Raw genomic sequence first — 23,048 nt, 5'->3', positions numbered from 1 at the left:
ATATGTAAATTCATAAAAGATCCTCATCTATTGAACAACAGAAAAAGGAGAAGTGAACGTATTGTCTAACACGTGGAGAGTCTATTTATTGGCATTGGTTACTTTTTTGGTGGGTACATCCGAGTATGTTATTTCCGGCATCTTGGATAAGATCTCGGATACAATGGGTATTTCCGTTACTTCTGCGGGGCAGTTGGTCACGATCTTTTCCTTTGTGTACGCCATAAGCACCCCGATCCTCATGGCGTTGACTGCTAAGGTGGAAAGACAAAAACTGCTGGTTTGGGCGCTGGGTATCTTCGTAATGGGGAATATTCTGTCTTTCGTTTTGCCAGGCTATTCATCGTTTCTCGCAGCTCGCGTCATCATGGCTGTGGGCGCGGGAATGGTCGTGGTAACCGCTTTGGACGTCGCCGCGAAAATCGCCGCCCCAAGCAAACAAGCCAGCGCGATTGCTACCGTGGTGATGGGCTTTACGGCTTCCTTGATTATCGGCGTGCCTCTTGGACGTATCGTTGCAGCACAATTCGGATGGAAATCCGTTTTTGGTATATTGGCACTGGCCGGTCTTGTGGCAATGTTCGTTCTGTACGCCATCATCCCTCGAGTTCAAGGGGATAAACCGATTCCGTTGTCCAAGCAACTTGCCTTCTTGAAAAACGGAAACGTAGCGCTAGGGCTTGCGATTACCTTTTTCTGGCTCGGAGGATACTCGATCGCCTACACCTACATTTCACCGTATCTACTTGATGTTGCCGGATTGAAAGATGGAATGCTGAGTGGAGTGCTATTGGCGTTCGGCATCGCCAGCCTGGTCGGATCCAAATTCGGCGGTTTCAGCACGGATAAATGGGGGGTATTCCCGACACTGTCAGGGGGAATGCTCTTGCACGTCATAGCGCTGCTTCTCCTCTCTCTAACCGTTACCTATACGCACTCGTGGCTGCCGATTGTCACCCTCCTGATCTTATGGTCGTTTGCGGCTTGGTCTTCCGGTCCAACGCAACAATTCAATCTGGTTCGGATTGAACCGAATTATTCTGGAATCATGCTGAGCCTGAACCAATCCATGATGCAATTGTCCATGGCTGCGGGTGCTGGAATCGGAGGCGTCATGATCGACCGGGTGTCCCTGTCATCAATTACATGGGTCGGGATGGTTGGGGTCGCTATTGCGATCGTGGCGGTGCCGTTCTTGAAGATGCGAATGAATGCCGGCAGTCAAGGTGCCTGAGAGTATCCTGGGATGAAGTCTAAAAAGGCATCCATTAAATGAGTTGAACAACCGGGTACAAGAACTCAATAAATACAACATGATGAGGTTACAGTGGATCGATCGGGCGGAATGGGATTACGATCGAAAACTTAGAGCATCCCTAAAGCTTTCGCAAAATGTTTGGCCCTACGCGACTTTTAAGCTGGCGCTTTCGTTGTGGACTCAAGCCGTGGCACCGCAACTTGCCAAGGAAGACATCAAGATCCGCAGTGTTGACCCGGGAATTAGCAATACTCTAAGAAAAGGAAAAGATTCCGGACTTGCCTTATGGTTTGAACGGTTTATGAAGTTTTTTCCTCTCCGCCTACTCATGGAGCCAACCTATTATGAGGGAGCCCTCGGCAAACACAGCAATGAGACCGGCATGTTTCTGTTCAAAGATCGGATTGCGGACTTGAAATTTACAGAGCATGCGCAGCGTGTGCTGGAAAAAAATCCTCGATTATATATAGCTCTAACGGAGAACGATAGCGTAGAAAACATATCATGAGGCCGCCGCAAATAAATTACCGGGTGGCCTCACCCCGCACGGTAACGCTATAATTAGCAGAATCAATGATCCGCGGGCTCCGTGGATTATTGCAATTTGACTTTGTCCTTGGAGGTCGACAGCCATGAACGCTCCTTCCGCAGACCGTATCAAGATCGCGCCAGGTTTCTGGACCAGCCTGAGGGGGATAGGGGTAGAACCCATTGATGTAGCGCGCCAAGCACGTCTACCGCTAACCGTCATCACCGAACCGTTAGTCACGACCGCACAATATTATTCGATCTGGCAAGCTTATTCCGAACTCGTCGGGGACATCGCTACGGGAATCGTCAAGCTTGCGACCGCGTACGAGACAGCTCAGTATCCGCCGGCTGCTTTGGCGACCTTTCACGCTCGTGACTACCGGGACGCGCTGAACCGAATGGCGCGCTATAAGCAAATGTGCCCTCCGGAAAACTTGAGGATTCAGGAGGAAGGCGAGCAATGCTCGATTGAATTGGAGTGGCAGCATGACGAGCAACCCGGACCACCGGTGCTTGTCGTCATTACGCTCGCCTACCTGCTTGAGCTCGGGCGCCGGGGAACAGGCCGTCATCTGAAGGCTCGGTCTGTCGAATTCATACACCCTATGGGCGACGTTCAAGCCCTTGAAGATTATTTCGGCTGCCGCGTACGGACGGGGACGGATCGCAATCGGCTAAAGCTGAATCGCGACGATCTGAACCGCCCCTTCACGTCGTACAACGAAGAACTTCTCGAGATTCTGACTCCCGCCTTGGATCGTACGCTGGAAGAACAACAGAGCCAGCTCACCATAAGCGATAAGGTGATGTGGATCTTGTCTCGATGCCTAACTCGAGGGAGAATCGACATTCAAAACGTAGCTTCCGAGTTGGGGATGAGCGAGCGCACCTTGCAGCGCAGGCTGACGGAAGAAGGCGCAAGCTTTAAGCAGTTGCTGGAGAAAACTAGGCGGGAGATGGCCGTCGCTTACTTGGCAGACCCTGCGCTGGAGATCAAAGAGGTCGCTTTTCTCGTCGGCTACGAGGACCAAAATTCGTTTTATCGCGCGTTTCGCTCATGGACAGGGGAAACTCCCGCCAATTGGCGCTTCGCGCAAGAGAATTGACGTTCTGTGCTAGTTACGGAGTAGGCGAAACGATGTATCATGATCCTATCCTAAACATAAGGAGTGCAGGCAGATGGATATGGGATTGAAGAATAAGACGGCTTTAGTAACGGGATCAACTAGAGGCATAGGAAAAGCGATTGCCCTTGAACTTGCCAGGGAAGGCGTTCATGTACTCATAAATGGTCGGAACAACGATGGCGTAGAGCGCACGGTAGCTGAGTTCCAAGCGGCGTTCCCGGAAACGGAACCTCGAAATGCAACCCCCGATCTCGTCGATTCGCGGCAGAGAGAAGCTTTATTCGCGAAATTTCCCCACGTCGATATCCTCGTCAACAGCATGGGCATCTATGAGATCATCTCCTATGATGACGTAGACGATGCCGTATGGGAGAAGTACTTCCGCACGAACTTTCTCGCCGCCAACGACTTAACCAAGTTTTATTTGCCTTCCATGCTGAGTCGCGAATACGGCCGTATTATCTTCATCGCGAGTGAAGAAGCCGTCATGCCTTCCGGACAGATGCCTCAATACGCTGTGACCAAATCCATGCTGTTGTCATTGTCCAAGAGCTTGTCCAAGTTGACCCGCGGCGCCGAAGTTACAGTGAACACGATCCTGCCGGGACCGACCCTCTCCGAGAACGTGCTGCAGATCATCGAGAGCATTTATTCGAACGAAGAGATGACCTTCGAGGCTAAAGAGAGAGACTTTATGGCGAAGAACCTGCCTCAATCCGAAATCCAACGGTTTATCAGACCTGTGGAGATCGGCCGATTGACTGCTTTCATTTGCAGCCCGATGGCCTCCGCCTTCAAAGGATCCCCGATCCGCATAGATGGGGGAATGGTACCGACAATATTTTAATTTTTTGCTCTAACGGAAAACGTTAGTTTCATTAAAACATCATGTGGTTGCCGCGGAATAGATCGAGCAACCTCGTTAAACAATTGGATAGCATAGCTCAATATATATGACATTAACGTGCTGATTCTAGAGCTTCATTTGCCATGGTTACTATCCCGAAAGGGATTGTCAGTGACAACTTATTGATACAACCCATTTTGCTTTAGTGAGTGAAATGTTCCTGCCATTCATTTAATCCCTCATCCATCCGATAGGCTCTAAATCCTTCAGCCTGCAATTTTTGTGCAGCGATTGCAGAGTAGACACATAATGGATTCTTCGCCAAATTGAAAGCCAGTTTCATCGTATCCTTGGGTCTGATTGCCTTAGCGTTGACGTCCTATACACTCCTCCTGCTCGGCATCTGCGGATTTGACGGCGGAAGTGCTAGTGTGCAGATAGTTGATCTTATGGCTCCGGTTCCATACACCGTTTTTCAAACCTATTTGTGGACGGTCTTCATTGGCGGTCTGGCCTGTCTGCTTGTTGGAGCGGTAACGCTATGGCTCTCTAGCCGGATGAATACTCCTTTTTCAGTCATCATTACTGTGATGATTTTGCTTCTAGGTCCACTGTTTATCCCATCGAGTAAGAGCAGCCGCTCTTTTTAACCATATGATGGATCTGCTGCCGAGTAATATGATGGACAGTTTTCGTAAAGTTACCAATTATGAAGTGTTTCATATCTTTGGGCAATGGATTCCAGAGCATAAGGTTATGGTTGGTGTGTCGGTAATCGTTATTATTATGCTTCTGCCTTTCACTTACCAAGGATTCAAGAAACGTCAGGTGGCCTAGCTTGCACGTTCACCAGGCATAACTTCATCTTTTCTTTCCGTATTGCCATTCGTGCGCAACGGCGAACCTTTCGGGTTTACCTCTCCCCAACTGCCCGGTAAATGCAAAAGCTGACCTGAGATTGACTTATTGCATTTATGGAGCTAAGGGAGATCGAACCCCTGACCTCATCATCGCTGCCAGTCGTTGAGCTCTCCTAATAAGGATAGTTATACTGCTCCAAAACCCGGTCCAGTCAAGTTTCGTTATTGTTCTGTTTTTCGTCTGTTTTGTGATTGTCGATCATGAAACCTAAGATAATCCCTACAATTGCAACAGCCATGACAACAAGAAAAGTCTCGCTAAATGCTTGTGACCATATTTCATTTGGGGCCTGGACTCCGGATTCGGGATGGTCTTTTAGCCTTTCTGTCAAAATTGTTGCCAAGCCCGCTATTCCAAACGAAGCCATAACTTGCTGTGATGCCCCAGATAACGAACTTACCCGGCCGATCAAATGCTGCGGTGCTGCTTGCATGATATGCGCATTGAGCGACATCCCCTGGAGGGCAATTCCTGCGCCTAGTAATACTAATGGTAAAATAAGCATTCCCACACCATCCTTTGCTGATATAAGGGAAAGGAGGAACGCACTAATCCCAATGAAAGCCATTCCAGTAACCACTAAAGGTTTTATACCAAACCCGTCAAACAAACGTCCGCCAATCGGCATGAACACGGCAGAGGCAATGGCTTGTGGAAGCATAAGCATTCCTGCTTCAAATGCATTATGGCCTTTAACTTCCTGCAAGAAAACAGGATTAATAAAAAGTGTACCGTAATAGGCTATTCCAGATATCCATACGACAATGATAGAGCGTGTGAATACCCTAGAGCGAAAAACGCGAAGCTCAATCAAAGGGTGTTGTTGACGCAGCTCGGCAATAATAAAGATGAGCAAAGCTAATACTCCCACGGCTAGGCCGATAATTGTATTTGTGGAGTCCCAACCGGAGTCACCTCCTTGAGTGACACCATAGACAAGCGCAGCAAACGCCAGGGGGCCAAACAATATACCAAGAATATCAAGCGGAGCGGTTGCCTGACGCTCGAAGCTAGGCAAGCTTTTCAAACAAAGGATGACCCCGATAAGACCTACTGGAATGTTGATAATGAAAATGTAATGCCAGCTTGCGAAATTCACCAACCAACCGGCTACGATCGGCCCCAAAGCCGGAGCAAGTAGAGAGGGGACTCCTATCATTCCCATTACAGCTCCGACTTTGCCCGGAGGACTGAGACGGTAAATCATCGCCATAGAAAGGGGCATAACGAGTCCGCCTCCCAAGCCTTGCATAATTCTAAAAGCAACAAATTGCCCGGCATTGGTTGCAAAAACACATAGTATTGAACTAAATGTAAATAGCCCGATCGAAATTACAAATATACGATTGGCTCCAAATCTATCGGACAACCATCCGGCTATCGGAATAATTGCGGCTTCAGCAAGTATATAGCCGGTAACAGACCATTGTATGACGGATAACGAACTATTGAATTCGTTGCTGAGAATGGGAATGGCTATATTGATAGCGGTACTATCCAGCATAACCATAAACATTCCAATAATAATGGCAATTAAAGGGCCCCTAATCGTTTTTAGCGATTGGGTTTTTTCGGCTTTCATTGCAACTTTTGCTTGTATGGACACTAAATTTCCTCCTTTTTTCGAGATAAGATTAAGCATTATAGCAACACCTGACGCTTTCCATTGAGATTATAAATGAAGTAGAGTAACATCAAAAGTAGGATAAATTTTTATATATTATTTCATTTGACAAACTTACTAACTTTATGTAAGTAAAGGGTAATATGTCAAGGGGTTAGGGGGAAATAAATTGCATTTAAATACGGAAGAGAAACAATGCTGGTACGTTGTCGGTGAAGTTCTAAAAATTATTACAGGAAAATGGGCGTTCTTAGTCATTGCAGAACTGTATAAAGAGTCCAAACGTTTTAATCAATTACGAAGAAATTTGGATAATGTCAGCACCAAATCTTTAACGGATATTCTAAGGCATTTGGAACAACATGAGGTTGTTGAACGAAGAGTGTTTCCAACAGTACCAGTAACAGTAGAATATTCCTTAACGGATAAAGGCAGGGACTTTCAATGCGTACTTCAAGAGATGAGAAAATGGGGGGTAAGGTGGGGAATACCTGATAATCCGTATCAAAACGTATCAAATGAAGATACAGTTCAATAGGTCCAGAGGACTGAAACAGAGACTATAACGACACACTCATTCAAAGTTGATTTTTATTTACCTAACGGTAGTTAAATTATTGACAAAGCGTTTTGTTTATGTTTCATTCTACCTAACGATAGTTAAAAAAACTGCGGATTGTACTGTAAGGAGTAAAACAATGATGAAAAAGAAAGAACTGACATCCAATCAATTGATCGAGGCAGCATTCGAACTTATTGCACAACACGGGATTGAAAAAACCAGTCTGGCTATGATTTCCACAAAGGTCGGTATCACAAAGCCGTCCATTTACTATCATTTCGCATCAAAAGAAGAATTGATCGATCGAATATTTGAATACAGTCTTGGCGATTATCACTTTGACCATTTCGTCCAAATGGATGAGTACAATGAACAAAATTTTGCTGAAAAGCTATATCAAGCAGGTCTAAAAATGTTTCCGGAAAAAGATGAAGTCTATCTAAGAGTTTTAAAAGAATTTATGAGTTATGCCGTGCGCAATGAAAAATACTTGAAACGCATTGCAAAATTTGAGCAAGAGTTTATAGAAGGCCTCCAGGAGTTATTGCAAAAGGGAGCTGATTTAGGAGTGGTTAAACCGCAAAATATAGCGGCCAAGGCACATATGCTCGCTATTGTCATCGATGGTATTCAAGATTCTATAGTCATGCAGATACCGTTTAAAACAGACTATAAAGATATCTGGAGGGAAGCAGTGAACAGTGTTCTCACGAAAACCTGAATGAATTTGGAGAGGATGAACAACTATGAGCATGATAAGAAATTCCGAGAGTGATGCCGATACGGCCATTGAGGCAAAAGGGCTTGTTAAAGTGTTCGGGAAACATCGCGCAGTTGATGGCATTGATTTATCGATTCGAAAAGGATCGGTCTATGGTTTCTTAGGACCAAATGGCGCGGGGAAGACAACGACCATTCGGATGCTCGCTACGTTACTCCAGCCGGACGGTGGTTACGCCCGTATTTTCGGTCATGATCTTGCCACGGAAACCGCTGCGGTAAGAAGTCGCATCAGCCTAACCGGGCAATACACATCAATCGATGAAGATTTAACCGGTTATGAAAATCTCGTCATGATCGCCAGACTAATGGGATACTCTCGAAAGCAGGCAAAAGTACGAGCGGACGAATTACTTAGCGCCTTCAACCTCGAAGATGCAGCAAAAAGGCAAGTGAAAAGTTATTCCGGAGGCATGCGCCGGCGCATAGATATCGCCGCAAGCATCGTTGTAACGCCGGATCTTCTTTTTCTTGATGAACCGACAACCGGATTAGATCCGCGCAGCCGCAATCAGGTGTGGGATATTGTGCGTGCCTTAGTTAGCGCAGGTACGACAGTATTGCTTACGACGCAATATTTGGATGAAGCGGATCAGCTTGCAGATCGGATTGCAGTCATCAATCAAGGAAAGATCATCGCAGAAGGAACGAGCAGTGAATTAAAAGCGTCAGTCGGTACGGGGACATTGAACGTTTCCCTTCTCGACCCTGAGGATCGGGAAAGAGCTGTTGAAGTTCTAACTAACATTCTGAAAGTTCCCATTAAATCTTCCTCTGATCCTGCCTCTCTTATCGCTCATGTCGATGCCCCATCTCTTGTAGCCGAAGCCCTCTTAGAATTTGGAAAGGAAGATATTGGAATAAGGGCCTTTTCACTCGGTCAGCCTAGTCTTGATGAAGTATTTTTGACGTTGACAAGTCAGGCGGTTGTTAAAGAACAAGTTGGCGAGGAGGCAGGTTAATGACCGGCACAGCAGAACTGAAGAAACAGAGTGGAACGAGTGAGCAATTACGAAATGCAATCGCTTCAAGTAAGCGCCCAAGTCCGCCAAACGTTTTTTCTTCAACATTCACCTTTGCATCGCGAGCCCTGCTTCGGATTAAACACATCCCTGAGCAACTGTTCGATGTGACCGTTTTCCCTATTATTTTCTTACTTATGTTTACGTATTTATTTGGCGGAGCGATTGCTGGATCAACGAATGGCTATTTGCAATTCCTTCTTCCTGGAATCCTCGTCATGACCGTCTCACAAATTACAATATACACGGGAGTAGATCTGAACAATGACATCAGAAAAGGTATATTTGATCGCTTCCGCACCTTACCCATTCGGCTGCCATCTGCACTTGTTGGTGCATTGCTCGTGGATACTGTTCGATATACAATGGCCTCTGCAATTATGATTGCCCTCGGCCTTTTGCTCGGATTTCGGCCGGACGGCGGATTTATCGGTGTTTTGGCGGCAGTAGCCTTGATTTTACTATTCTCCTTTAGTTTTTCTTGGATTTGGACAACGCTCGGATTGATTATGCGTACAGAGAAATCGCTTATGATGGCGAGCACGATGATCCTGTTTCCCCTCCAGTTCGTCAGCAATGTTTTTGTTGATCCGCAGACGCTGCCATCGTGGCTTCGGGGGTTTGTTGACATCAACCCAATTTCGCTTCTGGTGACAGCAGTACGCGGTTTGATGCATGGCACGGTAACATTTGAACAGATTGGCTTGGTGTTCTTGGCTTCCATAGTTATTACTGCTGTTTTCGCGCCGATAACCATGTATCTGTATCGCAACAAGCAATAACTGTGTTCTCAAGCAAATGGACAAATATGACCGGAGCAGATAGCAATATTCAAACGGAGAATGAAAGAAAGCTGAATAACGTAACGAGATGGCTTGGAATTAAAGGAGGCAGTCCCACATGCACTTGTGGTATATTAAAGAGCTCAGCAATTTCATTACGTATCTGAAAGAAAGAGGGTGGAGTATTTGACATCGAATCATGATCATTCAAATATGGCATCTACCAGTGAGGAAAGGCTTCAGAAAGCAACGGTTGGTGAACTGAAGCCTCACAACACATCCATTCCTCTCCGGGATTATGATCCGCACTGGCCTAAACTTTTCGAGCAAGAGGCCGAACGAATTCGTTCAATACTTGGCAGCAAGGTTCTGCAATTGGAGCATGTTGGATCTACTTCGGTGCCGGGATTATGTGCCAAGCCAATCATCGATATGCTGCTGGTAGTAGAGAATTCTGCTGACGAAACGGCCTACGTTTCCGACTTGGAGGAAGAGGGGTACACGTTACACATACGGGAACCTGATTGGTTTGAACACCGTCTATTCAAAGGTCCCAATACGGATATTAATCTTCACGTATTTAGCCAGGGGGCGTCCGAAATCGACCGAATGCTGCTTTTCCGTAATTGGCTCAGAGCGAACGACTCCGACCGGGATGTGTATGCACAAGTGAAGCGAAGCTTAGCACGACATCAATGGCGTCACGTACAAGATTATGCAGATGCAAAAGATTCAATTGTAAAGGAAATTATGGAGAGAGCGAATGCGGTTAAGCGAACCTATTAAGGTGTGATGGGCTCGTAGATGCAGGTTCCGCTTTTCCCTGTGATGGGGAGGAAAATCTTCGATTGCACGAATTTCTGAGCATAGGCGCGAACGATGCCTCGATCATTATCCAGCAGCCCTGCGCAAGCCAAATAACCCCGCAGTCTTTGCTTGAAGATTGCGGGGTTGTTCCTGATTCGGGAAATGATCAGGAAAGCAGCGTCCTCAAATTGTCGCTCGGTACCCTTGTCACTGCAGTTGCAGAACAAGGACGCGTTCTCACTCCGGGCGATATTGCGCGGATAGACGGATTGCTTCGGTGGCGATATCTCCAGAAGCATGCAGGATGGCGTAGCCAAAGCCAGGGAGCGCGACCTGCATCGTTCCCTCGTCTGTCCGGACATCGGCGTCGCTGCCGGCATCCTGCCACAGCCCGTTCAGCCCTCCGCTCTGCACGGTGACCGAGCATGCGGTCTCGTCATTGTTCAGCAGCAGCAGAAAGCGGTCCCGCTCGTCATGCCGTTCGTAGGCGAGCAGCTGCGGGTGCCCGGAGGCTACCAGGAAGCGCAGGCCGCTGCCGCGCAAGGCAGGGTGCGCTTTGCGCAGGGTGATCAGGCGGCGGAAGAAGCCCAGCAGCTCACGATCCTGCTTCGTGGGGTCCCACTCCATGCATTTGCGGTTGTAGGGGTCATGCTCGCCGTCAAGCCCGATCTCATCCCCGTAGTAGATGCAGGGCACTCCCTGAAAGGTTAGCTGGAAGAGCACGGCCAGCTTCATCAGCCGCTTATTGCCGCCGCACAGCGTCAGCAGCCTGACAGTATCGTGGCTGCCCAGCAGGTTGAACGCGGCCTCGGTGACCTGTTGCGGGAAGCCGGCCAGCAGAGAGTTGATGCTCTGGGCAAACTGGCTGGCGTCGGTGCGTCTTCTGGCGAAGAAATCAAGCACGATGTTGGTGAACGGGTAATTCATCACGGCATCGAACTGGTCGCCCTGCAGCCACGGCATCGCATCATGCATAATTTCTCCGAGCAGGTAGGCGTCCGGGTTCACCTTCTTGATCTCGCGGCGGAACTCGCGCCAGAACTGGTGGTCCACCTCGTTGGCCACGTCCAGCCGCCAGCCGTCCAGCCCCAGTTCGCCAATCCAGTACCGGCCTACCTCCAGCAGATAGGCCTTGACCTCCTCATTGCCCGTATTCAGCTTCGGCATGATCGGCTCGAAGCCGAAGGTGGCATAGTTCGGGATGCCGTTCTCCACCTTGAGCGGCCACTCCTTGATATGAAACCAGTCGGCATAGCGGGATGAGGGACCGTTCTGCTGTACATCGATGAAGGGCGGAAACGTATGCCCGCAGTGGTTGAATACACCGTCCAGCAGTACCCGAATGCCCCGGGCGTGACAGGCGTCGACCAGCTCCTTCAGCTTCTCGTTCGTGCCGAAATGCGGATCCACGAGCATATAATCACGCGTGTCGTATTTGTGATTGGTCGTCGCGGCGAACAAAGGAGTGAAATAGATCGCATTGATTCCCAATTCGACGAGATGGTCCATATGGTCGAGCACCCCTTGCAGATCGCCGCCAAAAAAATTGGTCGGACTCGGTACGCCGCCCCATTCCAGCACCCCCTCCGGGTCGATGGACGGGTCGCCCTTGGCGAAGCGCTCGGGGAAGATCTGGTAAAAGACCGCTTCCTTGACCCATTCCGGCGGGGAGTGAACATCCTCGGGGTTCAGGTAGGGGAAATCGAACAGCCCCTCATATCGAATCGTCGGTGGTTTATCGAAGAAGCCCTTCTCCAGAAAATAGACGGTCTCGCCTGCTTCCTCGTGGAGGGCAAAATAATAGACGACCCGCCGAAACCGCGGCGAAATGGCGGCTTGCCAGTAATCGAACAGGCCGTCCGCAGCAAACCGTTCCATGGCGACAGACTCATTGTATTTATCCCAGCTGTATTTATCGCCGCATACCAGCTGCACCTGCGCCACATTGCCGCGCTTCGTGCGCAGACGGATGTGTATCGTCGATTCGTTATAGGCATAGGACCAGTTCAGCCCGATGCGATGGTATACCGCTTCCAGCATAATCATCAATAATGGCCTCCTTAAGGCATGATAACGCAAAAAGGGTCCAACCTCTGAATGGACCGAGGTTGAACCCGTAAGTTTCATTGCCTTTAAATTTTCTTCATCTTATCACACGGTTTCCATGTTGGCAACCCTCCATTTTCATATAGTCCATGTCAGGTTTATCATCGCTAGTGCAGATATGTAAAATAGAGGAAAATCGAGATAATGGAAGATAATACAGAAAAAATAAGCGAAATTCATAGATAGAGCGGTTTGCAAACGTTTTTTTGATTGCTGTATGATGGGGGGCAAGTAAACAGTTATCCATCGCCTATGATAATTTAAAGGCAATGTATCCGAAAGGGTACAACCTCGGCTTATTGCTGCGGGTTGTACCCTTTTTCGCATTCGTACCAGCTACTGTTCAGGATAACGTTTGCGAAAGAAGCGGCGCATCCTGCCCGTTCAGGAGTCACGTGCGCATAAACACCACATGTAACACCAAATGTAAAAGAATGGGGGTTGTACGATGATTAAAGCACCAAAAGAAAGATGGACATTCATGCTGATCTGTCTGGCTCTGCTGCTGGTGATGACAGCCTGCGGCGGCAATGGAGGGGGCAATCCGCCGGGGAATACGCCTGGGGATACAGGTCCCGGGAACGGGGAAGGCCCTAATGTAGAAGCAGTAGGGGAAGAGGAGATTGCTCCTGAGGAGGGAGCGAAGCTGGTCGTATGGGAAGCAAAGGAGCAGTTGGAGTATATGCAGCAGCTTGCGCAGGCTTTTGAAGCTGAATATGGCATCCCGGTTACGGTCGAGGAACTGGCCGGCGGGCAGCAGGGCGGACGCCTGGCAACCGACGGCCCGTCCAAGCTGGCCGCGGATGTACTGACGCTGCCGCATGATCAGATCGGCCAGGCGGTTAAGGCGGGACTGCTGCTGCCAAACGATCTGTTCGAAGAGGAAACGCGCGCATCCATGGTTGAAGCGGCGCTGGAGGCCTCGTCCTATGAAGGGGTGCTGTACGGCTACCCCAAATCGGTAGAAACCTATGGCTTGTTTTATAATAAGGACCTGATGCCTGAAGCGCCGAAGACATGGGATGATGTGATCGAGTTTGCCAAAACCTATAATGATCCGAAGACGAATAAATACGCGGTCATGTGGGAGTTCGTCGGCTATTACACGTATCCGTTCATCGGCAGCTTCGGCGGATATATCTTTGGCGACAACAATACGAATCCTGAAGATATCGGGCTCAACAAGGAAGGAGCGATCGAAGGCTTCACCTTCTTGCGGAGTCTGCGCGACATTTTGCCAATGAAGGCGGGGGATGTGACCTATGATGTGAAGACCCAGCTGTTCCAGGAAGGCAAGCTGGCTCTGAATATCGATGGCCCATGGTCGGTTGCGGCCTTCAAGGATAAGGTCAACTTTGGCGTCGCACCGCTGCCTGCAACGCCTGACGGCCAGCCTTCGCTCTCCTTCTCCGGGGTGAAGGCGTATTATGTCAATTCGTATAGCCGTTATCCGATCGCTGCGAGGATGTTTGCGCATTTTGCCAGCAGCAAGGAAAATCAGCTGAAAAACTATGAGATGACCGGTGCGATTCCGGCCCATATCGAAGCCGGGGAGGCGCCCGAGCTGCAGAACGATCCAATTATGAGCGGGTTCTTCCAGCAGTTCCAGCAGTCCGTCCCGATGCCGTCGGTAGCCGAGATCAATTCGGTATGGGACCCGCTCAAGGCAGCGTTCATTTCCGTATGGGATGATCCGAACCTTGATGTGAAGCAGACGCTTGATCAGACAGTAAGGACGATTCAGGCGGATATCGATGCGAAATAACATGGAAGGTGGTTAACGGAATGCAGAGCAGAACAAAAGCCGTTATCCTTTCCATCCTCATGATGGGTCTGGGGCAGATCTATAATCGTCAGTATGTCAAAGGACTGCTGCTGCTATGCGGTAATGCGGCCGGGGTATACGGCATAGTGTTTCATCTGAAGGATTACGTATACGGCCTGATTACACTGGGGGTTGAGCCGAGCAGAATGGTCAAGACAGGCAAGCTGACCAAGATGGTGGAGGGCGACCATTCGATCTTCATGATGGTGGACGGCCTGATGGCGGTGCTGGCCCTTCTGCTCTTCGCAGTGGTCTATCTGCTTAATATCAGGGATGCTTACCTGGTCGGGCGCTCGCGCGACCAGGGGGAGCAGCCCCATCATTTCATTGAGTCGCTGCGGGAGCTTAACCGCAAGCACTTTGCCTATCTTGTGCTGGCGCTGCCGGCAGTGTCGGTGCTGTTCCTGACGATTTTGCCGATTATCTTTTCCATCCTGCTGGCTTTTACGAATTATGCCGATCCGATCCTGCCGCCGGCCAATCTGATCGATTGGGTAGGCTTTGACAATTTTGCCAAGATGGTCAATCTGAAGGTATGGAGCACGACCTTCGTCGGTGTGCTGACCTGGACGCTCACCTGGGCCGTAATTGCCACCTTCACCACCTATGTCGGCGGTGTCCTAGTGGCGGTGCTCATTCAACAGCCGGGCATCCGGTTCAAGAAGCTGTGGCGTACAATGCTGGTCATTCCGTTTGCAATCCCGAACATGATTTCGCTGCTTGTGATGCGCAATATGTTCAACAGCCAGTTCGGTCCGGTGAACGGTTATTTGCGGTCGATGGGACTGGAGGGGCTGCCGTGGCTGACGGACCCGTTCTGGGCCAAGGTGACGGTCATTCTGGCCAATATGTGGCTGGGCATTCCGGTCACGATGATTCTGGCGATCGGGGTGCTGACGACGATCCCCAAAGATATGTACGAAGCGGCGGAGGTGGATGGCGCAGGGTCATTCCAGAAGTTCCGCATGATCACGCTGCCGATGGTGCTGTTTGCAACAGCGCCCATTCTGATTATGCAATTTGCCGGCAATATTAACAGCTTCAACGTTATTTATCTGCTGACGAGCGGCGATCCGGTCAACTCCAATTACCAGTATGCCGGCCATACCGACCTGCTCGTTACCTGGCTCTACAAGCTGGCGCTTAACCAGTCACAGTACAGCTTCGCATCGGTGATCGGCATCGTTATTTTCCTGCTCGTAGCGACGTTCTCCATCTGGAGCTACCGCAGAACCAGATCCTATAAAGAGGAGGACATGATCGCATGAACAGACGGGCGGTCGCCAAGGCAAAATTATCAATCAGCTACGCTTTGCTGGTGCTTCTCAGCTGCATCAGCCTGTTTCCGGCCCTCTGGATAATTATGTCCTCGCTCAAGACGGGCAACAGCTTGTTCAGCGATACGCTGATTCCGCGGGAATTCACTCTGGAGCATTACCGCAATCTGTTTCAAAATACGCGTTACCCGTTATGGTTCATCAATACGCTCAAGATTGCCTCGCTGTCCACGGTGCTCGGCACCTTCTTGCTGCTGCTTTCCTCCTACGCCATCTCCCGGTACCGGTTTGCCGGCCGCAAAGCGACCCTGTCCACACTGCTGGTGCTGCAGATGTTCCCGGGCTTTATGGCAATGATCGCGATCTATGTGCTGCTTAATACGATGAATCTGCTCAATTCTCACTGGGCGCTTGTGCTCGTCTACAGCAGCGGAGCAATTATTACGAACGTATTTGTCGCCAAAGGCTTCTTCGATACGATCCCCCGCAGCCTGGAGGATGCGGCGCGCATCGACGGTGCAAGCCATATGAGATTGTTTTTCTCAATCATGATTCCGCTGTCGCGGCCAATGCTGACCTATGCCAGCCTGATGATCTTCAATGGCAGCTTCGTCGATTTTATTTTTGCCGATCTGGTGCTGCGCACAGAGGAGCAGCGCACGCTCGCCGTCGGCCTGTATCAGATGGTAAGCCAGCGGAATTCGACTGAATTTACATTGTTTGCCGCAGGGGCGGTGTTGGTCGCTCTCCCGGTGACGCTGCTGTTTCTGTTCCTGCAGCGCTTCCTGGTCGAGGGCTTGACTGCAGGAGCCTCCAAAGGGTAGCCTCCGCCCAGCTTCTTGGCGTCAGACAGCAACAAGCCTTCCGATCCACCGCAGCGGTGGGCCGGAAGGCTTGTTGGAGTGCGCCCGGCATGGGCTATACTTGGCGGCGAAAGTCCGCTGCAGGCTATTGAATGTGGCTTTCTTCTTTAAGTACGAGCATGGTCGCTAGTTGTCGGAAAAACGCTTGTTCGCTTCATACTGGCCGTACAATTGTCCGCAGGCGGCGTCAATCTCCACACCGAAAGATTGACGTATGGTTGCCTTGAATCCCGCTTGCTTGATTTGCTGGTAAAAAGAACGGATATCATGCTCTTCAGGACGCTTGTAATCGTCCGCTACACCCAAGGCCGGATTGTAACGAATAAGATTTAGGTGATAAAGCTGCTTCAGGTCCATTCTTTTCCTTAAAATCGAAATCAGCTTCTTGGCATGATCCGGCGAATCATTCACCCCGGGAAGCAGGACGTAAGCAATGTATACTTTTCTCCCCGTCATTTTCACATGCTCATCTAATACTTCCAGCACGTCTGCCAGGGGATATTTTTTGTTGATCGGCATCAATTCGCTTCTTTGATCGTCAAAAGGAGAGTGGAGCGAGAAGGTGAGATGAATTTGCGGAAATTGCCGCGTCAGCTTCTGAATTCCCGGAATGATGCCGATGGTGGAAACCGTAAGTCTCCTTTGACTTAATCCGAATAATTCCGGTTCGGTCAATGTTCGGATGGCGGTAAAAGTATGCGGATTAGCCAGCGCTTCTCCCATCCCCATGAAGGAGATGCTGTCCAGGGAACGATTCTTTAATGTGAAATATAAAATTTGATCGGTGATCTCGTCGGCCGTCAGGTTTCGCTTCAATCCGATCGTACCGGTAGCGCAAAAACGGCAGCCGAAACCGCAACCAGATTGGGAAGAGATGCAAAACGATTCCCAGCCTGCACGGTATTTCATTGCCACAGTTTCTACTTTATCTCCCCCGGACAGTTCAAAGAGCACCTTGTCCGCCTGTGGCGACGATGTTTGCGCAACAGGTTTAATTCCAAGAATGCTGCTGCCGAATTGTTCGACGATTTTCTCGCGCAACCTTTTTGGCAATACGGTCATGTTTTCGAATTGATGTATTTTTTGTTTGAATATCGCTTGCGCGATTTGGGTAAACCTGAATTTCGGCTCGTTCTCGGCATGCAGCAATTGCTGCAATTGCCCATATTTTGTTGCAATCTTTTCACTAGATAACTGATGGAATGTACCTTTGGTCATGAAAACTCCTCCTTATAATCCGCTTCATTTCCCGGATAGGAGGAGGCTCCATACGCCAATAAGATACACCCCTCATGCAAGGGGAATCTAAAGGAGTATCTGAAAAAGCCCATACGTATCCTATCCGGAAAAAAGCGTAAATTAGTTACGAATTTTTTCGTCTGGATAGGATTAGTTGTACATCGTCTTGGGGCTCACCCTTTCTGTTGCTGATGAACGTCAAAAAAGCCTCTTGTCCGCATCATTCCCGGACAGGAGGCTTCATACGCGAAATAGAGACCGCCCCTCATTAAAGGGGGGAGAAATCTCGCAAATGTATACAAAAGCCCATACTTATCCTGTCCGGAAAATATACCTATTCACGAAGCATTCGTGTGGACAGGATTAGTTGTACATTGGCCTGAGTTCATCCTTTCAGTTTGAATTACTAGTCTAATTTATCATAAATCCGGTATGGATTCAAGCTCATAAAACGGTGTCAAAATGGCTATGAAACTCCCGAATCATTCGCCAAAGCTGTTCGCAAACAGCATGGTGTTACTCCAAGTGAAGCCTTAAAAGGGATCAGTGCAAGTTATATTAAACAAAAATCAATCCGAAAAGCTGCTTCTCCTTACATTAGAATTGATTAAACAAAAACACGGAGAACTCAAGATCAACTAAGAACGGAACCACCTAATTATTTGTCGTTAATGGTGGTGACGTTCAGCAAATTACAATTAAACTAATCTGCCCGTTAGCTAAATAAGGCGACGGATCTGTATCCTGGGTTTGGAGTGGGAACGGGGATCTAACTGGATTTCATGCAGCTAGTTTGTGAGCTAGAGGTTAGTTTCGAAAACTACCTTGGAAATCCGTCTATTCCACCGTCTGCTGGTGCCGTTGCAAGTGGAATGGCGCGTCTAACTGTATTTTGTACAGGTAGATTCAAGCGAATGGGCGAAAACGATCAAACTAACTGGATAAACTACAGTTAAAATGGGCAACTTTGGGCGAAACGGCTGTTTTGGCGCAAACTAGCTGTAGGTTTTCCAGTTAGTTTCCATATTTCTTCCGAATATAGAAATCTAACTGTATGAAATCCACTTAGAATATATGGGAGAGTCTAAAAGTTTCATTCATTTTCCATTAAATGTAAGTTTAATGCAGGCAAATCCCTATTAACCACAACAGGAGTGGACGATGGACGAAAGTTAAGTCGGAGGAGCGGATCAGTGACGGAATAGCAATCGATAAGAAATGTAATCTGTTGATCTTGTATAATATAGAGCTAAATAGAGAGTCTCTTCGATTCATTATAATGAAAAGGAACGATGAAGATGAATGACAAATCGAAAAGAACGGACACTGCTTCGAGAATCATTCAGGTGCCTCCGCAAGCAATCTATCGGGCATATATGGACCCGAAGGCGCTCGTTGCCTGGCTTCCTCCGAAAGGAATGGAAGGCCGAATCGATGCGTTCGACGCTCGGGTAGGCGGGATATATCGCATGACGCTTACCTATATCGGCTCGGACCATCCGACGGGCAAATCTTCGGAAAATGCGGATGTGGCGCAGGGAGAATTCCTCGAGCTCGTCCCGGATAAGCGGATCGTGCAACGGATCGTGTTCGATTCAGAGGATCCTGCGTTCGCCGGAGCCATGATCATGACCTGGCATCTGGACGAGGTTCCGGGCGGCACCGAAGTGACGATTGTGTGCGAGAATGTGCCCGAAGGCATCCGTCAAGAAGATCATGAAGCCGGGATGAGTTCCACGCTGGCCAATCTTGCCGCATTTCTCGAGTGAATATATGGAATGTAAGACGTCTGGTAATCGAAACAAGAGGAAATAGCAGTGTTGAAGGGGAGTTTTTTACGCAGCGTATCGGAGGAGAAGAGTGGAATACCTCGGGCATCATGAATATTTCCAGAGTGATCGCCCTCGCCTCCGATGAATGCGTTGATTACAAAGTTTGGGAAGGCTGTTTATTTTTAATCCGTTGCTGGAACGACAGGGTCGCTATAAATACAGTTACTCCCCATAAGAACAATCCTCCGTAAGTTACCACATACACCCAAACGGCTAACCCCTCAGCGTAGCCTTTTGGAAGCACTCCGAAAAATTGAAGAGCTGCCGACAGCAGCAGAAGCAAACCTCCGTTATATGTAATTTTTACGATTCGTAATAATTACGTTTTAATTAGTTTAACAACAATCCCTCATGCTGTCAATTCAAAGTTTCATTCCAGTATTCCAGAAAACAAGGAACAAAACTACCTGGACGTGCTGCAGCAGCAATATGTCAAAGGTATTATTGTATCCTCAAATACGATGACAGCGAAACAAATCGACATGTGCCGCTACAGGAACTGTGGGCTTCCGTCGCTGCTAGATTGGGAAACTCGCCTGGAAAGCCCGTGTTGAAGGAACGGCCTTGCCCGACTTCATGATCAGTTTGAGATAGGGGCATCACTGGGTCTGCCGCGCTTATTTTTACTTGAGGCCGAATATCAACGAACATTGCTTGTCGCTGAAGTGGAATGGCTCCAATCCGTAATCGCCGATATACAATCGCACAAGCTGACATGGAGCATGGAAGAGCTGCGGGAGAAAGCCGAGCAAATAGATAACCGTATGGAGTGAAAAATAAACTAATTTACGAAAGGGCGTAATTAGATGAACAAGACACTAAATAACTCTTCATCATTCGATGAATCGGTTCCTGTCCTCGTAGTAGGAGGAAGTTTGGTAGGTCTATCCTTCTCCCTATTTCTGGCCAGGCAAGGAATTAAACCGTTAGTCGTCGAACGCCATCCGGGGACGGCGATTCACCCGCGCGTGTCGAGCCTGACTGCCCGAACAATGGAAATATTCCGTTCGGCCGGCATCGAGGACGAAATTCGCCGTGAAGAGCCCCCTTTCCCTAGGGAATTCGGCGTTATGTTTGTAGAGAGCTTGGCCGGGGAAATGTTTGATAACCTGATGGAAGATATGAGTGCTTACTTTACGGATGCCAGCCCTGTTGAAGGAAACGGCATCGCACAAGATCTGCTTGAGCCGGTCCTCCGGGAACAGGCTGAGAAAGCCGGTGTCGATTTGCGCTACAACACGGAGTTGATCGAATTCGAAACGGACGCGGACGGCATCTCGGCTACGATTCGCGATCGAATCAGCGGCGAAACGCGCCGTGTTCGGTCCGGGTATATGGTCGGAGCGGATGGCAGTAAAAGTGGAACCCGCGCACAATTAGGGATTGGTCAGCATGGAGAAGGTACGCTCTGCCACCTGATCAGCATCGTTTTCGATGCGGACATTCATGACCTGTTTGGTAGACAAAACGCTCATATGTGTTTTCTCGCCAATGATACCGTAAGCGGAAGTCTCGTTCTGTACCCCGGAACTTTCAGGCGGCCTCATATATACCGGTTGGACGTTGTATTTGATCCTGAAGAGGAAACCATCGACGATTATCCGGAGGAGCGCTGCATTGAATTAGTTAGGGCCGCCATCGGAATTTCTGACATCCCGGTTACAATCAGAAAGATATTGACTTGGGAAATGGCCGGCCGTGTAGCTGACCGCTTCCAAGAAGGGCGCATCTTTTTGGTTGGCGATTCCGCACGGGTTCAACCTCCAAGCGGCGGCTTGGGAGGTAATACCGGTATCGCCGAAGCGCAGAACCTCGCCTGGAAGCTGGCCGCCGTCCTGCGCGATGAAGCCGGTCCGGCTTTGCTTGCTACTTATGATGCTGAGCGGCGGCCCATCGCGGATTATACGGTAGAGCAGGTCATTATGCTTTCCCAGCAGCGCGAACATGAAGGATCGGAAGGGATTACGGTAAACACCCTGCATGTCAATATGGGTTATCGTTATCAAGCCGGCGCAATCGTACCGGAAGCCGACGGGATGAACCTCCCCATGGTACAGCCGCCCGAGTTATGGACGGGACAGCCGGGAACCCGCGCTGCGCACATCGTTCTCGAACGGAACGGCCAACCTATTTCAACGTTGGATCTATTTGGTTCCCGCTTTGTCCTGCTCGTTGGCCCAGACGGACAGAACGCGTTGGAGGCTGCTCAACATGTTAAAGATACACTCCGTCTTCCGATGGATATTTATCAGATTGGCGGTCATAGAGCTGACTTCAGCAATCCTGGGAACGATTTTCTTGACGCATACGGAATCACTTCCACGGGGGCTATCCTCGTGCGGCCGGACGGGTACATCGGATGGCGAACAACGGCTGCCGAGGGGAATAAGGAAGAACTGGAACAAGTTATCACCCATGCGCTGTCAACCATCCTCTCGTTAAATACATTCTAAAAAGGAAAGGAAGATCATCATGCTTACTTTTGAATATTCCGAAAGCTATGAGTATCCGGCCTCTATCGTTTTTGCACGCCTCATCGATCTAAAGGGGCGAGCTTCCTGGATGAAAGGCATTATTGAGAATCGAGTCACTCCTGAAGAACCTGCCCGGTTGGGGACCAACTATTTCGAAAGCGGAAAATATTCAGGCTTTAAGAGCGAAAAAAATATGGTCGTGACCGAACTTGTTCAGGATCAATTGTTGACCATAGAGACGGTTCCCGGCGAAAAACAATTTTTTCGTGAAACCTATCGTATTGAGCCGATCTCCGAAAAATCCTGCCGTGTTCATTTCACCATTCAGGTTGACAATGTTCCGAAGGTAGCCGAATTTTTCATGCGCCAATCGATGAAGAAGGAGCAGCCGAAAACAGCGGCCGGCTTGAAGGCCGTGCTTAATAGCTAACCTTAAAGCAGCAGCTTGATCATTGCCTCGATGCCAATCGATACCGGCTGTGACGGCTCTCGATCGTTGCCATATGAAAATCTCCGTATGATTCACTAAATGGAAGGAGCAAAAAATGAAACAACAAGAAGATCTGCTGGCCTGCCAACTTCAACTGCAGACTGAAGCATCTGCGATTGTGGAAGAGTTGAACCTTGACCAATTGCTGAAGGCAGCCGGTACCCCCGTGAAAGTAGGGAGTGCGGCACTTGGATTAATGGCTTGGAGAGACCTCGATATGACGGTCGTTTGCTCCAAGTTGAACATCGCTGCAATTACCGGAATTGCTTCACAATTGATGTCCAATCCCGGTATCCGGGATTTGAAATTCATTAACGATACCGGGAAATGGAACACCGACCCGGCCTACCCTGACGGTTATTTTCTCGGGATGACGTATGAGTCCAAGAACGGAAACAAATGGGAGCTGGATATTTGGTTCGTAGATGAACCGGAAAAACAACCCGATCTGCAGCATGTTCGCACGATGCCCGATCGTCTTACTCCCGCAGCAATTATTTCTATTTTAAGTATTAAAACCATATGGGCATCACGGGCCGAGTATGGGGAACAAGTGAAAAGCTTCGATATCTATACCGCCGTTTTAGACCATAATGTGCGCACGCCTGCCGAATTCGAGCAATGGCTGCAAGGCCGTAACGATATATCTCTTTGAACGGCCATTAATGCAGAGAAGGGGGG

Annotated in this window: 23 protein-coding genes; 19 read left to right on the top strand and 4 right to left on the bottom strand. The window is 49.0% G+C overall.

Annotated elements, in window-relative coordinates:
• The first annotated feature begins 61 nt into the window (after window positions 1-61).
• The 4 genes from FS806_RS16110 to FS806_RS16095 all read left to right on the top strand — a co-directional run bounded on the left by FS806_RS16110 (window position 62) and on the right by FS806_RS16095 (window position 3,763).
• Window positions 62-1,234 (top strand): MFS transporter, encoded by a 1,173-nt coding sequence (locus tag FS806_RS16110; RefSeq protein WP_144938604.1) that lies wholly within the window; start codon window positions 62-64, stop codon window positions 1,232-1,234.
• A gap of 43 nt (window positions 1,235-1,277) precedes the next feature.
• Window positions 1,278-1,766 carry a hypothetical protein gene (locus FS806_RS16105; protein WP_260982117.1) on the top strand — a complete coding sequence of 163 codons (489 nt, stop codon included), beginning with the start codon at window positions 1,278-1,280 and terminating at the stop codon, window positions 1,764-1,766.
• A gap of 124 nt (window positions 1,767-1,890) precedes the next feature.
• Complete coding sequence (locus tag FS806_RS16100) at window positions 1,891-2,895, top strand: helix-turn-helix transcriptional regulator (protein ID WP_144938601.1); 1,005 nt, start codon at window positions 1,891-1,893, stop codon at window positions 2,893-2,895.
• Window positions 2,896-2,968: 73 nt separating this feature from the next.
• Window positions 2,969-3,763: an SDR family NAD(P)-dependent oxidoreductase gene (locus FS806_RS16095; protein ID WP_144938598.1), complete on the top strand. Its 795-nt coding sequence runs from the start codon at window positions 2,969-2,971 to the stop codon at window positions 3,761-3,763.
• Between the two features lie 202 nt (window positions 3,764-3,965).
• Here FS806_RS16095 and FS806_RS26235 read toward each other — a convergent pair whose 3' ends face one another.
• The gene (locus FS806_RS26235; protein WP_222126685.1) at window positions 3,966-4,106 is read right to left on the bottom strand and encodes a hypothetical protein; all 141 of its coding nucleotides are present in this window, start codon (window positions 4,104-4,106) and stop codon (window positions 3,966-3,968) included.
• A gap of 311 nt (window positions 4,107-4,417) precedes the next feature.
• On the opposite strand from FS806_RS26235, the gene FS806_RS26230 reads away from it, so the two are divergent.
• Entirely contained in the window at window positions 4,418-4,600 is a 183-nt protein-coding gene (locus FS806_RS26230) for a hypothetical protein (protein ID WP_222126684.1), read from the top strand.
• 235 nt (window positions 4,601-4,835) lie between these two features.
• On the opposite strand, the gene FS806_RS16090 is transcribed toward FS806_RS26230, so the two are convergent.
• Window positions 4,836-6,326 carry a DHA2 family efflux MFS transporter permease subunit gene (locus tag FS806_RS16090; RefSeq protein WP_144938595.1) on the bottom strand — a complete coding sequence of 497 codons (1,491 nt, stop codon included), beginning with the start codon at window positions 6,324-6,326 and terminating at the stop codon, window positions 4,836-4,838.
• A 151-nt stretch (window positions 6,327-6,477) separates the two neighbouring features.
• On the opposite strand from FS806_RS16090, the gene FS806_RS16085 reads away from it, so the two are divergent.
• The 5 genes from FS806_RS16085 to FS806_RS16065 all read left to right on the top strand — a co-directional run bounded on the left by FS806_RS16085 (window position 6,478) and on the right by FS806_RS16065 (window position 10,240).
• On the top strand, window positions 6,478-6,846 hold the full coding sequence (locus FS806_RS16085; RefSeq protein ID WP_144938592.1) for a winged helix-turn-helix transcriptional regulator: 369 nt from the start codon (window positions 6,478-6,480) through the stop codon (window positions 6,844-6,846).
• A 160-nt stretch (window positions 6,847-7,006) separates the two neighbouring features.
• The gene (locus tag FS806_RS16080; RefSeq protein ID WP_260982116.1) at window positions 7,007-7,591 is read left to right on the top strand and encodes a TetR/AcrR family transcriptional regulator; all 585 of its coding nucleotides are present in this window, start codon (window positions 7,007-7,009) and stop codon (window positions 7,589-7,591) included.
• 25 nt (window positions 7,592-7,616) lie between these two features.
• Window positions 7,617-8,612: an ATP-binding cassette domain-containing protein gene (locus FS806_RS16075; RefSeq protein ID WP_379285725.1), complete on the top strand. Its 996-nt coding sequence runs from the start codon at window positions 7,617-7,619 to the stop codon at window positions 8,610-8,612.
• Window positions 8,612-9,454 carry an ABC transporter permease gene (locus FS806_RS16070; protein WP_144938590.1) on the top strand — a complete coding sequence of 281 codons (843 nt, stop codon included), beginning with the start codon at window positions 8,612-8,614 and terminating at the stop codon, window positions 9,452-9,454. The genes FS806_RS16075 and FS806_RS16070 overlap by 1 nt, the downstream gene beginning before the upstream one ends.
• Before the next feature lie 213 nt (window positions 9,455-9,667).
• Window positions 9,668-10,240 carry a GrpB family protein gene (locus FS806_RS16065; protein WP_144938622.1) on the top strand — a complete coding sequence of 191 codons (573 nt, stop codon included), beginning with the start codon at window positions 9,668-9,670 and terminating at the stop codon, window positions 10,238-10,240.
• A 258-nt stretch (window positions 10,241-10,498) separates the two neighbouring features.
• On the opposite strand, the gene FS806_RS16055 is transcribed toward FS806_RS16065, so the two are convergent.
• Window positions 10,499-12,307, bottom strand: a complete 1,809-nt coding sequence (locus tag FS806_RS16055; RefSeq protein ID WP_144938584.1) for an alpha-glycosidase — start codon at window positions 12,305-12,307, stop codon at window positions 10,499-10,501.
• A 508-nt stretch (window positions 12,308-12,815) separates the two neighbouring features.
• Between FS806_RS16055 and FS806_RS16050 the strand changes: the two genes are divergently transcribed.
• From FS806_RS16050 to FS806_RS16040, 3 genes are read left to right on the top strand one after another with little or no spacing between them, the layout of a single operon-like run.
• Window positions 12,816-14,132 (top strand): sugar ABC transporter substrate-binding protein, encoded by a 1,317-nt coding sequence (locus tag FS806_RS16050; protein WP_144938581.1) that lies wholly within the window; start codon window positions 12,816-12,818, stop codon window positions 14,130-14,132.
• A 20-nt stretch (window positions 14,133-14,152) separates the two neighbouring features.
• A complete protein-coding gene (locus tag FS806_RS16045; protein ID WP_144938578.1) occupies window positions 14,153-15,460 on the top strand; it encodes a sugar ABC transporter permease in 1,308 nt (435 codons plus the stop codon).
• Window positions 15,457-16,293, top strand: a complete 837-nt coding sequence (locus tag FS806_RS16040) for a sugar ABC transporter permease (RefSeq protein ID WP_144938575.1) — start codon at window positions 15,457-15,459, stop codon at window positions 16,291-16,293. The genes FS806_RS16045 and FS806_RS16040 overlap by 4 nt, the downstream gene beginning before the upstream one ends.
• Before the next feature lie 165 nt (window positions 16,294-16,458).
• Here the strand turns inward: FS806_RS16040 and FS806_RS16035 are convergent, their stop codons facing one another.
• Window positions 16,459-17,550, bottom strand: coding sequence for a Cfr family 23S rRNA (adenine(2503)-C(8))-methyltransferase (locus FS806_RS16035; protein ID WP_144938572.1), 1,092 nt, complete (start codon window positions 17,548-17,550; stop codon window positions 16,459-16,461).
• Between the two features lie 1,319 nt (window positions 17,551-18,869).
• On the opposite strand from FS806_RS16035, the gene FS806_RS16025 reads away from it, so the two are divergent.
• The 6 genes from FS806_RS16025 (at window position 18,870) to FS806_RS16005 (ending at window position 23,022) form a co-directional block, all read left to right on the top strand.
• Window positions 18,870-19,340 carry an SRPBCC family protein gene (locus FS806_RS16025; RefSeq protein WP_260982115.1) on the top strand — a complete coding sequence of 157 codons (471 nt, stop codon included), beginning with the start codon at window positions 18,870-18,872 and terminating at the stop codon, window positions 19,338-19,340.
• On the top strand, window positions 19,337-19,594 hold the full coding sequence (locus FS806_RS27110) for a hypothetical protein (RefSeq protein ID WP_222126683.1): 258 nt from the start codon (window positions 19,337-19,339) through the stop codon (window positions 19,592-19,594). Before FS806_RS16025 ends, FS806_RS27110 begins: the two co-directional genes overlap by 4 nt.
• A gap of 459 nt (window positions 19,595-20,053) precedes the next feature.
• Entirely contained in the window at window positions 20,054-20,176 is a 123-nt protein-coding gene (locus FS806_RS26755; protein ID WP_260982114.1) for a hypothetical protein, read from the top strand.
• Between the two features lie 33 nt (window positions 20,177-20,209).
• Entirely contained in the window at window positions 20,210-21,856 is a 1,647-nt protein-coding gene (locus tag FS806_RS16015) for an FAD-dependent monooxygenase (RefSeq protein WP_144938566.1), read from the top strand.
• Between the two features lie 19 nt (window positions 21,857-21,875).
• The gene (locus tag FS806_RS16010) at window positions 21,876-22,307 is read left to right on the top strand and encodes an SRPBCC family protein (RefSeq protein WP_144938563.1); all 432 of its coding nucleotides are present in this window, start codon (window positions 21,876-21,878) and stop codon (window positions 22,305-22,307) included.
• 115 nt (window positions 22,308-22,422) lie between these two features.
• The gene (locus FS806_RS16005) at window positions 22,423-23,022 is read left to right on the top strand and encodes a hypothetical protein (protein ID WP_144938560.1); all 600 of its coding nucleotides are present in this window, start codon (window positions 22,423-22,425) and stop codon (window positions 23,020-23,022) included.
• Window positions 23,023-23,048: the final 26 nt, after the last annotated feature.

This window comes from Paenibacillus sp. 32O-W (genome assembly GCF_007679495.1).
GTDB lineage: Bacteria > Bacillota > Bacilli > Paenibacillales > NBRC-103111 > Paenibacillus_L > Paenibacillus_L residui.
This window is presented reverse-complemented; position numbering and strand designations above follow the sequence as displayed.

Bases quoted from the DNA above. Each gene is read 5' to 3' on its own strand.
- FS806_RS16100 (WP_144938601.1), top strand. From the start codon at position 1,891: ATGAACGCTCCTTCCGCAGACCGTATCAAGATCGCGCCAGGTTTCTGG.
- FS806_RS16095 (WP_144938598.1), top strand. From the start codon at position 2,969: ATGGATATGGGATTGAAGAATAAGACGGCTTTAGTAACGGGATCAACT.
- FS806_RS26235 (WP_222126685.1), bottom strand. From the start codon at position 4,106: ATGAAACTGGCTTTCAATTTGGCGAAGAATCCATTATGTGTCTACTCT.
- FS806_RS26230 (WP_222126684.1), top strand. From the start codon at position 4,418: ATGATGGATCTGCTGCCGAGTAATATGATGGACAGTTTTCGTAAAGTT.
- FS806_RS16090 (WP_144938595.1), bottom strand. From the start codon at position 6,326: ATGCTTAATCTTATCTCGAAAAAAGGAGGAAATTTAGTGTCCATACAA.
- FS806_RS16080 (WP_260982116.1), top strand. From the start codon at position 7,007: ATGATGAAAAAGAAAGAACTGACATCCAATCAATTGATCGAGGCAGCA.
- FS806_RS16075 (WP_379285725.1), top strand. From the start codon at position 7,617: ATGAGCATGATAAGAAATTCCGAGAGTGATGCCGATACGGCCATTGAG.
- FS806_RS16070 (WP_144938590.1), top strand. From the start codon at position 8,612: ATGACCGGCACAGCAGAACTGAAGAAACAGAGTGGAACGAGTGAGCAA.
- FS806_RS16065 (WP_144938622.1), top strand. From the start codon at position 9,668: ATGGCATCTACCAGTGAGGAAAGGCTTCAGAAAGCAACGGTTGGTGAA.
- FS806_RS16055 (WP_144938584.1), bottom strand. From the start codon at position 12,307: ATGATTATGCTGGAAGCGGTATACCATCGCATCGGGCTGAACTGGTCC.
- FS806_RS16050 (WP_144938581.1), top strand. From the start codon at position 12,816: ATGATTAAAGCACCAAAAGAAAGATGGACATTCATGCTGATCTGTCTG.
- FS806_RS16045 (WP_144938578.1), top strand. From the start codon at position 14,153: ATGCAGAGCAGAACAAAAGCCGTTATCCTTTCCATCCTCATGATGGGT.
- FS806_RS16040 (WP_144938575.1), top strand. From the start codon at position 15,457: ATGAACAGACGGGCGGTCGCCAAGGCAAAATTATCAATCAGCTACGCT.
- FS806_RS16035 (WP_144938572.1), bottom strand. From the start codon at position 17,550: ATGACCAAAGGTACATTCCATCAGTTATCTAGTGAAAAGATTGCAACA.
- FS806_RS16025 (WP_260982115.1), top strand. From the start codon at position 18,870: ATGAATGACAAATCGAAAAGAACGGACACTGCTTCGAGAATCATTCAG.
- FS806_RS16015 (WP_144938566.1), top strand. From the start codon at position 20,210: ATGAACAAGACACTAAATAACTCTTCATCATTCGATGAATCGGTTCCT.
- FS806_RS16010 (WP_144938563.1), top strand. From the start codon at position 21,876: ATGCTTACTTTTGAATATTCCGAAAGCTATGAGTATCCGGCCTCTATC.
- FS806_RS16005 (WP_144938560.1), top strand. From the start codon at position 22,423: ATGAAACAACAAGAAGATCTGCTGGCCTGCCAACTTCAACTGCAGACT.